We start from the raw sequence: 12765 nt of genomic DNA on the forward strand, positions 1-12765 counted from the left end.
ATGCGCTGGAAAAAGACGCTGCAAATGGCCGACGTGCATTGCGAAGGCGAAATCGGCAAGGTCATCACTGGCGGGGTTATCGATATCCCCGGCAAGACCATGCTCGACAAGATGAACTACCTTAACGAAGTCGACGATAGCCTCAGAAGGCTGGTGATTCTCGAGCCGCGTGGTTGCCTGCAAATGTCGGTGAACCTGCTGTTGCCACCGACCCGGCCCGAGGCCCAGGCGGGATTCATCGTGCTGCAGGCGGACAAGGCACACCCGATGTCCGGCAGTAATTGCATCTGCGTGGTGACGGCCTTGCTGGAACTGGGCATGGTGCCGATGCAAGAACCCATGACCACCGTGGTGCTGGATACGCCGGCCGGTCTGGTGACGGCACATGCTCAGTGCGAGGACGGGCGCTGCCGCAGTGTCTCACTCGACATGGTTCCGTCCTTTGTCGAGCAGCTGGACGTGTCGATCCAGACGCCCGAGTTCGGTTTGATCAAGGCCGACATCGCTTTCGGCGGCGTTTACTACGCCTTGGTCGACGTTGATCAGATCGGCCTGGGCATCTCCCCCGAGAACGCCCGCGCACTGGCAACGCAGGGTGTGCGCTTGAAAGGGCTGATCAATGAACAAGTGAATGTCAGGCACCCGTTGTTCAAGGAACTCAACGAGGTGGCCTATGTAATGTTCCGTCATCGACTCGACGCGAAGACGTACCAGACCTGTACCACGCTACCTCCGGGGCGGGTTGACCGTTCGCCCTGCGGGACCGGCAGTTCAGCCAACCTGGCAACCCTCAGTGCACGGGGCCTGGTGGCGGTGGGGGACACGCTCACTTCGCGATCCACCATCGGCGGCGAATTCGCCGTCGAACTGCTCGGCCTGACGGAAGTCGGCGGCAAGCCCGCAGTACTGCCGAGAGTCACCGGGCGTGCCTGGATTTACGGGCTGCACCAGATCGGCGTCGACCCGGATGATCCGCTGGCAGCAGGCTTCATGCTGAGCGATACCTGGGGTGAGGGTTTTTAACTATCCCCGGGCCAATGTTAAAGTTGCGGGCTGGTCGGATGACTGGCCTGTCCCCCTGAGAACAAGATCCTATGAGCAAAGACATGCACGAAGTCGCCAGTGGTGCGAAACGCCATGGCGGTCGCTATATCTACGAAGAACTGCGCAAGCAGATTCTGACGCTCAAGCTCAAGCCCGGCACGCCGCTGGATGAAGTGTCGTTGGCCGCGCAATTCGGCCTTTCCCGCTCGCCGGTGCGCGATGCGCTGGCGCGTTTGATCAGTGAGGGGCTGGTCACCATCCTGCCTAACCGCACGACCCTGGTGACGCCTTTCGAAATCGAAGAGTTCCCCAACTACATTTCCGCGCTCGATCTGATCCAGCGCGCAGTGACCCGCCTGGCGGCACTGCAACGTACCGATGAAGACCTGCAGCGCATTCGCGACGCTGACGCGGCGTATCACGAAGCGGTCGATACCGGCGATTTCCAGGCCATGTCCGAGGCCAACAAGGCCTTTCACATGGCGATTGCCGAGGCGGGGAAAAATCCGTACTTCATCAGTTACTACGAGAAGCTCCTGGGTGAAGGCCAGCGCCTGCTGCATTTGCACTTCGACTACATCGTCAGCGCCGCCGCCAGGAGCAATACCCGCCTGGGTCGCGACCACGATGAAATGGTCAACGCCATCGCGGCCGGCAAGCCAGACGAAGCCGAGCAGGCGGCGCACGAGCATACGATGCTGTTCCAGCGCCGTTTCCTGGCGTATTTGCAGCAAAACCTCACCGAAAAAATGTCGGTTGTTTAAGCGACGCGAATAATGAAATTGTCTGCTTTAACCACGGTTTTCAGTTTCGAACACAACAAGTCGCTGTTTTAAAAGAAAAAATGTGATCGAAGGGGCTTCCCAGGCGAAACAAAAGTTGGTAAATTTCCGCGCATTCCAACACAGCCCCTTAAACAGGTTGTGAATCAGGAATCGAGTGCCAGGCACTCATCGCAATATTTGCAGGGGCGTCGCCAAGCGGTAAGGCAGCAGGTTTTGATCCTGCCATGCGTTGGTTCGAATCCAGCCGCCCCTGCCATCTTCAAGAAACGCCAGTTCCGATCGGGACTGGCGTTTTTTTATGCCCGCAGATTATCCCCTCAGCCGAGTCCCATCCTGATCCATCGGGACACGGATATTGGCCATATCGATCTCCTTTTGGCCTGCCTCACGCTGTGAACCGTCCAGGCTGTCAGCAAGAATCGGAACCGGGTCGCTTCTTGGCAGTACCCACCGAATCCATAACCTGAATCCTGATTTTCCTTGCCCTTGGCCTTTTTGCAGGCCGCTGCCGTGAATAGAACATAAAAAATCAACGAGCTGACATTGGGGAACTGATCCATGGAAACCATGAAACGCATCCTGGGCGCCACGGTTTGCGGGCTGACGCTGCTGGCCAGCGCGGTGCACGCCGAACAGCGCGAATTGAGGGTCTATAACTGGGCGGATTACATCCTGCCGTCCGTGCCCAAGGACTTTGCCACGCAAACCGGTATCAAAGTGACCTGGGACACCTTCGACACCAACGAGTCCCTGGAAGCCAAGCTGCTGACCGGTAACTCCGGCTACGACCTGGTGGTGCCATCGAACCAGTTCATCGAAACCCAGATCAAGGCCGGGGTGTTCCAGAAACTCGACAAGTCCAAGCTGCCCAACTGGAAGCATCAGGACCCGGCACTGCTCAAGTTGCTCGACGCCAACGACCCCGGCAACCAGTACGGCGTGCCTTACATGTACGGCACCGTTTTGATCGGCTTCAACCCGGCCAAGGTCAAGGCGGCGCTGGGCGAGAACGCGCCGGTGGACAGTTGGGACCTGGTGTTCAAACCCGAGAACATGGAAAAGCTCAAGGCCTGTGGCGTGGCCATGCTCGACTCGCCTTCGGAAATCCTGCCGCTGGCCCTGCATTACCTGGGACTGGACCCGAACAGCCAGAACCCGGATGACTACGAGAAAGCCAAGGCGCTGATGCTGAAGGTTCGCCCCTACGTCACCTACTTCAACTCGGCCAAGTACATGACCGACATCGCCAACGGCGACATTTGCGTGGCCATCGGTTACTCCGGCAGCTTCTACCAGTTCGGCAACCGGGCCAAGGAAGCGGGCAATGGTGTGGTGGTCGACTGGCGCTTGCCGAAGGAGGGCGCACCGATCTGGTTTGACACCTTCGCCATTCCGAAGAGCGCGAAGGACGTCGACGAGGCCCACGAGTTTCTCAACACCTTGCTCGAGCCCAAAGTCATCGCACCCATCAGCGATTTCCTCGGCTATCCCAATGCCAACAAGGACTCACTGGCGTTGATCAACAAGGACATCACCGGCAATCCGAACCTGACGCCGACCAGCGAAGCACTGAAAACCCTGTATGTCGTGCAGCCGTTGCCGCAGAAGCTGGAGCGGGTGCGCACGCGGGTGTGGACTGCCATCAAGTCCGACAAGTAAGACTTGAACCCAACCAATCCCCTGTAGGAGCGAGCCTGCTCGCGATGGTCGTTAACGATAACGCGTGTCTACTGGTTAAACGCGGCGATCTTGAGTCCATCGCGAGCAGGCTCGCTCCTACCGGGCATTCGTCGTGCGAATCAGGTTATTGCGTAATGCCACGATTGCTTTCTGCATCTGCACAAAATCATCCGGATCAAGGCCGGTTTGCGGAAAGCCGTCTTCTGTCAGTTCTTCGCGAAGTTTGCGACCTTGCGGGGTCAGGCTGATCCGCACCTGACGCTCATCTTCCGGGTCACGCTGGCGCAGCAGATACCCCATCGCCTCAAGCTTTTTCAGGATTGGCGTCAGGGTGTTGGATTCGAGAAACAGCTTTTCACCGAGGCTGCCCACGGTCTGGTTGTCGACCTCCCACAACGCCACCAGGGTGATGTATTGCGTGTAGGTCAGGCCGAGTCGTTCGAGCATCGGCTTGTAGGCCTTGCCGAAGGCCAGGTTGGTGGAATAGACCGCAAAGCACAGGAAGTCGGAGAGCTTCAGATCCAGTGCGGATGGCTTGTCGGTGGTTTTCATGGGGGATCTCTATGGCCAGTCTTGACAGGCTGAAACTATACGTCGGATGCGATGGTGTCGGAAGTGCTTGAATCCTTCAGTCGGCTCAGGTTGTGTAAAGACCGACGGCCGGTTCACCGGGGGGAATGCCCGGTGAACCGGCCGTGGGATGTGTTACGCGGTGACGACATTCAGGGTGACGTCAATGTTGTTGCGGGTCGCCTTGGAATACGGGCAGATGGAGTGCGCGATGTGCGCCATTTCAGTGGCGATGTCCTGTTCCAGCCCCGGTGCACGTAGGGTCAGGCGAGCCTGGAGGAAATACTCCGCACCGGTCTGGCCTAGATCGACCTCGATGTCGACGGCTGTATCGGCCGGCAGTGTCACCTTCAACTGTTGGGCCGCCAGGCCGACCGCCGCGATATAGCAGGCCGACCAGGCCCCCGCGAACAGTTGCTCGGCTTTCGGGTGCGGCTGGACACCGGTGAACAGGTGGGCCGGTGTAGCGCTGCCGGGCGACGACAGTTCAATGTCGAGGCTGCCGTTATGGCCGCGCGAGGTGTAGCCGGCGCTGTTGTGGGTGGTGTGGGTTTTGCCGCTGGCCAGTACTTTTTCGATCTTGCTCATGATGATTTCCTCGGATTTGCAGTATGTTGTGTTCGCATGCGCTTGTATCGCATGCGATATAAGTGATTCGCTAAAACATCACGCCGTGATTACGGTCAGGGCAACGTCGATATTGCCGCGTGTGGCTTTGGAGTAGGGGCAGATGGAATCTGCGATGTGCGCCAGTTCGGTCGCAACATCATGGGCCAGCCCCGGAACGCGCAGGGTCAGTCGGGCCTGAAGGAAGTAGGCCGGACCAGTCTGGCCCAGGTCCACTTCGATGTCGACGGCCATGTCAGCTGGCAGCACGACGTTGCGTTCCTGTGCCACCAGACCGACGGCGGCGGTGTAGCAGGCCGACCAGGCGCCGGCGAACAATTGCTCGGCTTTCGGGTGGGGCTGGGTGGCGGTGAAAACGTGGGCCGGCTGGGTGGAACCGGGCGACGACAGTTCGATGTCGAGGTTGCCGTTATGGCCGCGCGAGGTGTAGCCAGCGCTGTTGAAGGTGGTGTGGGTTTTGCCGGTGGCCAGTACTTTTTCGATCTTGCTCATGGGTGGATCCTCGGTGGCGCATTCTGGTTTGATTTAGTGTCGTGTGCGTTTATATCGCATCCGATGGAAGTGATAGTCCCGCAGAACCCAAGCGACGTCAAGGGGTGTCTATGTACCTGTGCGACGAACGGTTGGGGTCAGCTGCGCATTCCCCTGTAGGAGCTGGCTTGCCAGCGAAGGCGTTCTTTCAAGCGATAAATGTATTGACTGCCCCACCGCTTTCGCTGGCAAGCCAGCTCCTACAGATCCCCGCGTATTTGTAGGAGTGATGCTTGCTCGCGAAGACGTCAGTCCAATCAACACTGCAACGCCTGACATCGCCGGTAAGTTGCGCCGAGCCCTCGCCCGGTCGATACGGCGATCATTGGCAAACGGAGGGTTTCTCAGAAGGTGCAGGTGGCGTCGGAAAATGCCACCCGGCCGAACTGGGCATTGGCGTCCAGTGGCGTGATGGCCAGCAGTTGGTCCAGGCGGAGCTCCTGCTGGCCGTCAGTCGTTTCCAGGCAGAGGAATTCTTCCTTGCTGCTGGCGGTGCGCGTGGTCAGCGCCTTGGCGACCAAGCGTGCGCCGTCTTTCAATTCGATATCCAATCGATAGCCGCGCAGGCAGGCGATCTCCAGATAGTCATGCAGGTCGCAGTTCAAGGGCTGATAGGTGTTCATGTCGTTACTCCTGGCAACCTTGCAGTTTGATGGTGAAGTAACCTTGCTTGTCCGCGATGGCGTCAGCACAAGCACCGAATATACCGCTCCTTTTTGAGTGCGTCCTGCGCAGCGAACACTCTGGGATAGACTCAACAGCGACTATCCACCGCTGGAGTGCCCCCAATGGCAGGACTGCAATGGACTCGCTGATCACAGCCGCCGCCCAGGCACTGGCGGCCGGTAATCCGCTCGGCGCACTGGACCGGATTGCGTTGCGCGAGGATGCACCGGCGCTGGCGCTGCGCGGGATTGCCATGGCGCAACTGGGCGATCTGCTGCGGGCCAAGGCGCTGGTGCGTCGGGCGGCGCGGGCGTTCGGGCCGAAAGAGGTGGTCGCCAGGGCGCGTTGCATCGTCGCCGAAGCCGAGATCGCACTGGCTTCACGGGACCTCGGTTGGCCGGTGAAAGCACTCCACGCCGCACAACACACGCTGGAGGCTCATGGCGATTGGGTAAATGCCGCCCATGCACGGTATCTGGATATCCGCCGCCTGTTGCTGATCGGCCAGCTTGATGAGGCGCAGGAAAAACTCGCCCGACTTGACCCGGCAACCCTGCCGCCGCCACTGCGCGCCACCCACGAACTGGTGGCGGCGGGGATCGCCATGCGGCACCTGCAATCGCAAGCTGCCCGCGCGGCCCTCGCCAGAGCCGAACTCGCTGCCCGGCAATCCGCCATTCCCGCGCTGGTGGCGGAAGTCGACAGTGCCGTTCGCATACTCGACAGTCCCGCCGCGTATTGGCTGACCCAGGGTGAAGAGCGACCGTTGGTGCTCGACGAAGTGGAAGCGTTGCTGGCCTCGACCTCGCTGGTGGTGGACGCGTGCCGATACCTCGTGCGCGGTGCGGGCATGTCGGTGTCGCTGTCGACGCGGCCGATCCTCTTCACCCTCGTGCGATCACTGGCCGAAGCCTGGCCGCACGATGTGCCACGGGAAACACTCATCGCCAGGGCCTTTCGCCTGAAGCTCAGCGATGAATCCCATCGTGCCCGGCTGCGGGTCGAAATCGGCCGGCTGCGCGCGACGCTCAAACCCCTGGCCGGTGTGAGCGCAACCCAACGCGGCTATGCACTGGTGGCGCAGGTTTCACCCGACGTTGTCCTGCTCACCCCACCGGTTGAAGAAAAACATGCAGCAGTGTTCGCCTTGCTCAGTGACGGCGAGGCATGGTCGAGTTCGGCCTTGGCGCTGGCATTGGGTAGCAGCCAGCGCACCGTCCAGCGGACCCTCGATACGCTGGCCGAATCGGGCAAGGTGCAGTCGTTCGGACAGGGGCGGGCACGGCGTTGGCTGACCCCGCCGGTCCCCGGTTTCGCGACGACCTTGTTACTCCCGGTTCCGCTGCCCGGTGGCTAGGATGAACGCCACCAACCCCTGAAGAGGAACACCAACATGAAACAGTCAGCCGCCGAAATCCTCCGTGACTATGGGCCCATCGAGGGTGTCGACGCCGTACACGGCGTCACTTGGGACGGCAAGCAAGTGTGGTTTGCAACCACCGACAAGCTCAACGCCCTGGACCCCGAGAGCGGCCGGATCCTGCGCTCGATCGACGTCGCCGCCCATGCCGGCACCGCTTTCGATGGCAAGCATCTGTTCCAGATCGCCGAGGACCGCATCCAGAAAATCGACCCTCAGACCGGTCGCGTACTTTCCACCATCCCGGCACCCGGTGGCGGCAACGATTCGGGGCTGACCTGGGCCGAAGGCACGCTGTGGGTGGGCCAGTACCGCGAACGCAAAATCCATCAGATCGACCCCGACAGCGGTGCGATTTTGCGCACCCTGGAATCCAACCGCTTTGTCACCGGCGTGACCTGGGTCGAGGGCGCGCTGTGGCATGGCACGTGGGAAGGCGATGAAAGCGAATTGCGCCGCGTCGATTCGAACACCGGCGAGGTGCTGGAGAGCCTGAAAATGCCGGCGGGCATCGGGGTCTCCGGACTTGAGTCCGATGGTGGCGAGCGGTTTTTCTGTGGCGGTGGCAGCAGTGGGCGGGTGAGGGCGGTTCGTCGTCCTTCATGAGGCGCGGGGCTTCACGTGTGAGGATTGGGCCTGATGAACAAACGTAAAATCATCAGGCCCTTCTCACTCAAGCAAACATCCGCCGCCCTATCATCGTCGCCAGCCAGTCAGCTGTTACAGCTGTGGCGGCAGGGCCACTTCGGAGAAAGGCTCGGGCACCACGTAGTCATAACCTTCCAGTCGTTTGACCAGACCACGATAGTCTTGCAAGGGTATGGTCCGGGCTGGCTTGTCGAGGTCGTTGCCGAAGAAGTTTTCCCAGTGCCCGATGACTACCCGCCGGGGCCGGGTTACTCGTAGCAGTCCGGTGGGGTAGTACGAGACTTCGTCCCAACTGGCAGCGCAGAGGATCTCCACATCGTAGCCTTTGCCGTCGGCAATGACCGGGGGAAAACCCCAGGGTGGATCGGCGGCACTGTCCTGATAGTGAATGCGATACACCGGTTTGCCATCGTCGCCCAACAGGTCGATCACCCACGCCAACGTTTTGTGGCCCAGCTTCCAGTCGAAGACGGAGGTCGGCACTTGCTCCAGGTCATGGTCATAGGCGCCGGGCAGCAGATTGATGCCGAAGATGTGCGGTGCATGCATGCTCTCTACAGGCATCGCGCGGATCTTGCCGGAAGGCGGGCCGCCCGGAAGACTCATCGGGTCTTCCCCGTCCTTGAGAGACTGGCCGGAGGAGTAGAACCATGTGCCCCGCCAGCCCGGGTCCTTGCTGTTGCTGATCTGCGCGCGGCCGGGCACGACGGAGGGGACTACGGGTTTGTCGGCCTGCAAGAGGTGGTGGACGGTTTCCGAGCCATAGACGGTGGCGTTCGGTGCCTTGCTTCTCACCACATGAGCGACATCCAGCAAGTGGTCATAGTGGGCGTGACCGACCAGCAACATCTTCACATCCGTTGCCGCCGGCATGTGCGGGTCGATCCTCGAAGGGTCTGCTTGCACCCTGAGCGCGGGAAATCCCCGGATGCCCAGGGTTGCCGGGTTGCTGAAAGACGGTGCCAGCAGCAGGCCTTCGTTATTCCAGTGCAGCAGCCAGCCGCCGACGCCGAGGAACTCAATCTTCGGCCCGCTCAAACCGTGCAGGTCGGACACCTTCAATCCCTCGCTTTCGGGGGTATGGGTGCAAGCCGTCAGCAACAGCAGAATGGGCAGCACGGTCCTGCGCATGGGCGGGCCTCCGCGGATATTGCTTTGGCAAGCGTAGGCAGGGGCAACCGATAGAGCCAGTGATGTCGCTGTCATTTGTTGCGGTTTTGTAGTGATTCGCTTGCTCACGGGTCTCAACTTGAGTAAACAGAGCACGCAGCGAGCAACTTCGGGTTCGCCGGCTTCGTTTTTTGCGGTCAGGAGCGACAGATATCAAGGCGTTGAATCACATGTTCGTCAACACGGCGAAGCGAGGCGTGCGTTGGTAGAGCGACGTCAATTCAGCGGTGGCATGAGGGGTAAGAACCTGCGCTACCTCAATGAGCACGAAGGCCAGTCAGTCCGCGCCCGGGCAGGCTTTCTGTTGCTGGAGCATTTTTCGTTGCCGGCATTCACCCAGGCGCTCGACACGGTCGTCACCGCCAACCTGTTGCGCCCCGAGCTGTTTTCAACGAAAACCTTTGGCTTGAGCGAAGGGGAAGTGATCAGCGATCTGGGGTTGGTGATTCGACCCGATGCCTGCCTCAGTCACGCCGAGATCCAGGAACTGGATTTACTGGTGGTGTGTGGCGGCTACCGCACCGCGCTCAAGGCTGACGAGGCGTTGATCAGCCTTCTGCATGATGCAGCCGAACAGGGGATTACGCTGGCGGGGGTGTGGAACGGCGCCTGGTTTCTCGGGCGCGCCGGTTTGCTCGACGGCTATCGCTGTGCAATTCACCCCGAACATCGCCCGGCACTGGCAGAAATCGCCAAGCTGACCCAAGTCACCAGCGAAGCCTATGTGGTCGACCGCGACCGCCTGACCGCCTCCAGTCCTAACGGTACGTTCTACATGGCGCTGGAGTGGATCCGGGGATTGCACGACAAGGCGCTGACCGACGGCATTGAAGATATCCTGGCGTTCGAGGCTTCGCGTTACCGGCGCATAAAGCCGTCGCTGAATGCCTCGGTCTGTGGCCCGCTGCGGGAGGTGGTCAACCTGATGGACGCCAACCTCGAAGAGCCGCTGGAGATGGAAGCGCTTTGCGAATATGCGGGGCGCTCCCGGCGGCAGATCGAGCGGCTGTTCAAGGAGCAACTGGGCACTACACCCCAGCGCTACTACATGGATTTGCGGATCACTGAAGCACGGCGTTTGCTGCAGCACACCTCATTAAGCATCGTTGAGGTGTCGGTGGCCTGTGGTTTCGTGTCGCCCAGCCACTTCAGCAAGTGCTACAGCGCTTATTTCGGCTATCGGCCGTCGAAGGAAACGCGGCTGGTCAAGTAAAGGCCGGATGGGTTCTGCAATGAAGTAGCCCGCCATCCCGAAGATTTCTGGTGGGCCAGCTATCGCCTTCGCGAGCAGGCTCGCTCCCACAATGGACCGGTGTGTACACAGATTTTGTGTTCACCAAAGTTCCCTGTGGGAGCGAGCCTGCTCGCGAAGACGGCATCACAGTCAACGCAATTTCCTACTCAAGGCGCCCCAAACAACATCGTCCAGTAAACCCCTTCATCACTGCGCGCTTGCGTCGCGAAGCCCGCACCCACCTGGGTAAACATCGGGTTCATCAAGTTGGCGCAATGCCCGGGGCTGGCCAGCCAGCCGGCCATGGCCTGGCTCGGTGAACCCTGGCCGGCGGCGATGTTTTCGCCAATCTGCCGGCCACGGTAACCCGCGGCTCTGGCCCGGTCGGCGGGCATGTCACCATCGGGGTCGCGGTGGGCGAAGTAGTTGCCGTAGGCCATCGCTTTGCTGTGCCCCTGTGCTGCAGCGCCGAGGTTGGGGTTCCAGGCCAGTGGCCGGGCGGCGGCGAAGCGCTGGCGACCGCACAGGCGCGGTTTCGCACGGGCCGCGTTGACCTGCGCCAGCAAGGTTTTGCCGACGCTGCGCGTATCGTTCAATTGACTGCTCATGACCGGCTGCGCCAGCACCACTTGCCATTCACCCCGGCTGTGGCTGACCCCGACATCGGCATATTGGCTATCGAGCAAGGCGGAGCAGTGTTCGCTCTGCATCAGATCGAACGCCTCATCGGCATCGCGCGCACCCACCACACGAATGCTGCGCACCGACACCGCCTGATACCCGGAATCCTTCAGTCTTTCCCGCAAACCACCGCCATAACCCACCGGCAATGCCAGGCTGGATTTGAGTGCCAGCGGTGCCAGGCGTTGGCCGGGACGGCGTTCGCAGCCTTGGGGGTGGGCGCGGTAATCATTGATGGCGTCCACCAGTTCTCGCTCCGCACCGGCGTGGGCGGGGCTGACGATCAGGGGCAGCGAGAACAGCAGGCACAGCGAAGTGAAGCGCAAGGCGAGGGCGGATTGGCGCATGGGGCGGACAACTCTGATGAGATGACGACGGTTGGGAGGAGGATCAATCGCCGGTTTTAGACTGGCGCCCCGAAACTAGTTCAAGGGGCTGGAGGGGATATTTTCTGATGCGCTCGAGTGTCCGACGAACGTAGCGGGGGGGCGGGCCTATTCGGTTTTAACCTTCTGCGCAGGTTCGATCGGCCGCAGTTTGAAACGGCAGACATGACCGCCACGTACCATGCATTCGCTGTGCTCGACCTCACCGCCGCCCAAGGTGCCGATCAGCGCCAGGTCCAGCTCGCAGACCACCGGGTGGGCCGCGGCCAGGCGATGGAACACACAGTTGTGGGCGACGATTTGCGCGTCGCCGGATGAGCGAAAGAACACCTCGGCCTCATAACCGGCCTGATTCATGTGCTCCACGATCTTCGCTTCATCGACAACGCCTGGCTCGCGGTCCTGGGCCAGTTTGCGGCCCAGGCTGCGCATCAGCGTCGCCAGGGCCTCGGGGCCGATGATGTCGGCCACTTCATCGATCAGCGCGCTGGCCAGCAGCTGATACTGGCGGGGGAATTGTTCCCTGGCATGGTCGGTGAGGCGATACAGCTGCTCCGGTCGCCGTCCCGTCGGGCGGGTTTCGCCGCGCAACACCAGGCCGTCACGCTCCAGCGCCGCCAGGTGTTGGCGAATCGCCGTGCGCGTGACGGACAGATGGTCAGCCAACTCGTCGATGCTCATGCCGCCCGCATGGTGCAGCAACGCATTGAGCAAGTCTTGCTGTGTCCGGCCCAGTCCTTCCAGCATGGTAGGTATGCCCCGCGTGGTGTCAGAACTTGTCCGGGAATTGCTTGACCAGTGCCGCGGTCAACGCGTCGGCCAGTGCCAGGATATGCGTGCGCATCATCGACCAGGTGCGCGCTTCACCGGCGTAATCGTGTGCGGCGAACTCATCGATCTGGGCCACGTGATGGCCGCCATGGGCCGACAACATATTCACCAGCGTCGCCTCCGGCAGGTTCGGGTTGGCACCGGCCAGGAACGCTGCAATCGCCTTGGCATTAGTGGTCAACTCGGTGACGGCGGCCTGTTTGCCCTTGGCGTCCTTGGCCACCGTGGCGTCGCTGTAGTGTTTCACCGCGCCCCAGTGACCGGCAAGCAACTTGAGCAGTTGATCCGCCGCCGGCTGGCCGTAGAGCGGGGCGATGCTGTTGGCGATTTTGGTGGCGTTGTCGACCACTTGGTCTGCGGCGACCTTGGCTTGCTTCTGGTCGGCGGATTGATTGGCCTGCGCGTAGGTCCTGATCCAGAAGATGTGCTCGACCCACAAATCACGCAGCGCCAGGCGCGTGGTCAGTGCCGGGCTGTCGGCGGTGGGGGAGG

The 12765-nt window shown here is 61.0% G+C and carries 14 protein-coding genes and 1 tRNA gene; 7 read left to right on the top strand and 8 right to left on the bottom strand.

The window, feature by feature from the left end:
* From GPL81_RS28565 to GPL81_RS28580, 4 genes are all read left to right on the top strand, one after another.
* Positions 1 to 1023: a proline racemase family protein gene (locus GPL81_RS28565; protein WP_160109443.1), complete on the top strand. Its 1023-nt coding sequence runs from the start codon at positions 1 to 3 to the stop codon at positions 1021 to 1023.
* 83 nt (positions 1024 to 1106) lie between these two features.
* The gene (locus GPL81_RS28570; RefSeq protein WP_246218998.1) at positions 1107 to 1808 is read left to right on the top strand and encodes a GntR family transcriptional regulator; all 702 of its coding nucleotides are present in this window, start codon (positions 1107 to 1109) and stop codon (positions 1806 to 1808) included.
* A gap of 202 nt (positions 1809 to 2010) precedes the next feature.
* Positions 2011 to 2085 (top strand) — tRNA-Gln (locus tag GPL81_RS28575).
* Between the two features lie 302 nt (positions 2086 to 2387).
* Positions 2388 to 3488: a polyamine ABC transporter substrate-binding protein gene (locus tag GPL81_RS28580; RefSeq protein ID WP_160109444.1), complete on the top strand. Its 1101-nt coding sequence runs from the start codon at positions 2388 to 2390 to the stop codon at positions 3486 to 3488.
* A gap of 117 nt (positions 3489 to 3605) precedes the next feature.
* Here the strand turns inward: GPL81_RS28580 and GPL81_RS28585 are convergent, their stop codons facing one another.
* From GPL81_RS28585 to GPL81_RS28600, 4 genes are all read right to left on the bottom strand, one after another.
* The gene (locus GPL81_RS28585) at positions 3606 to 4061 is read right to left on the bottom strand and encodes a MarR family winged helix-turn-helix transcriptional regulator (RefSeq protein WP_160109445.1); all 456 of its coding nucleotides are present in this window, start codon (positions 4059 to 4061) and stop codon (positions 3606 to 3608) included.
* A 153-nt stretch (positions 4062 to 4214) separates the two neighbouring features.
* Positions 4215 to 4667, bottom strand: a complete 453-nt coding sequence (locus tag GPL81_RS28590) for an Ohr family peroxiredoxin (RefSeq protein ID WP_160109446.1) — start codon at positions 4665 to 4667, stop codon at positions 4215 to 4217.
* A 78-nt stretch (positions 4668 to 4745) separates the two neighbouring features.
* Complete coding sequence (locus GPL81_RS28595) at positions 4746 to 5198, bottom strand: Ohr family peroxiredoxin (protein ID WP_160109447.1); 453 nt, start codon at positions 5196 to 5198, stop codon at positions 4746 to 4748.
* Between the two features lie 383 nt (positions 5199 to 5581).
* A complete protein-coding gene (locus tag GPL81_RS28600; RefSeq protein WP_160109448.1) occupies positions 5582 to 5860 on the bottom strand; it encodes a Rho-binding antiterminator in 279 nt (92 codons plus the stop codon).
* Between the two features lie 179 nt (positions 5861 to 6039).
* Here GPL81_RS28600 and GPL81_RS28605 point away from each other — a divergent pair, with 179 nt between their 5' ends.
* Positions 6040 to 7260, top strand: coding sequence for a helix-turn-helix domain-containing protein (locus GPL81_RS28605; RefSeq protein ID WP_160109449.1), 1221 nt, complete (start codon positions 6040 to 6042; stop codon positions 7258 to 7260).
* Between the two features lie 36 nt (positions 7261 to 7296).
* Positions 7297 to 7929, top strand: a complete 633-nt coding sequence (locus GPL81_RS28610) for a Vgb family protein (RefSeq protein ID WP_160109450.1) — start codon at positions 7297 to 7299, stop codon at positions 7927 to 7929.
* Between the two features lie 114 nt (positions 7930 to 8043).
* Here the strand turns inward: GPL81_RS28610 and GPL81_RS28615 are convergent, their stop codons facing one another.
* Complete coding sequence (locus GPL81_RS28615) at positions 8044 to 9102, bottom strand: MBL fold metallo-hydrolase (protein WP_160109451.1); 1059 nt, start codon at positions 9100 to 9102, stop codon at positions 8044 to 8046.
* Positions 9103 to 9343: 241 nt separating this feature from the next.
* On the opposite strand from GPL81_RS28615, the gene GPL81_RS28620 reads away from it, so the two are divergent.
* Positions 9344 to 10354, top strand: a complete 1011-nt coding sequence (locus tag GPL81_RS28620) for a GlxA family transcriptional regulator (RefSeq protein ID WP_178122633.1) — start codon at positions 9344 to 9346, stop codon at positions 10352 to 10354.
* A 188-nt stretch (positions 10355 to 10542) separates the two neighbouring features.
* On the opposite strand, the gene GPL81_RS28625 is transcribed toward GPL81_RS28620, so the two are convergent.
* The 3 genes from GPL81_RS28625 to GPL81_RS28635 all read right to left on the bottom strand — a co-directional run.
* Positions 10543 to 11403, bottom strand: a complete 861-nt coding sequence (locus GPL81_RS28625) for a CAP domain-containing protein (protein WP_160109453.1) — start codon at positions 11401 to 11403, stop codon at positions 10543 to 10545.
* Between the two features lie 147 nt (positions 11404 to 11550).
* Entirely contained in the window at positions 11551 to 12189 is a 639-nt protein-coding gene (locus GPL81_RS28630) for a helix-turn-helix transcriptional regulator (RefSeq protein ID WP_160109454.1), read from the bottom strand.
* Between the two features lie 22 nt (positions 12190 to 12211).
* Positions 12212 to 12765 (bottom strand): hypothetical protein (locus GPL81_RS28635; protein ID WP_160109455.1); only part of this gene is annotated, 554 nt, incomplete at its 5' end.

Source organism: Pseudomonas izuensis, assembly GCF_009861505.1.
Taxonomy (GTDB): domain Bacteria; phylum Pseudomonadota; class Gammaproteobacteria; order Pseudomonadales; family Pseudomonadaceae; genus Aquipseudomonas; species Aquipseudomonas izuensis.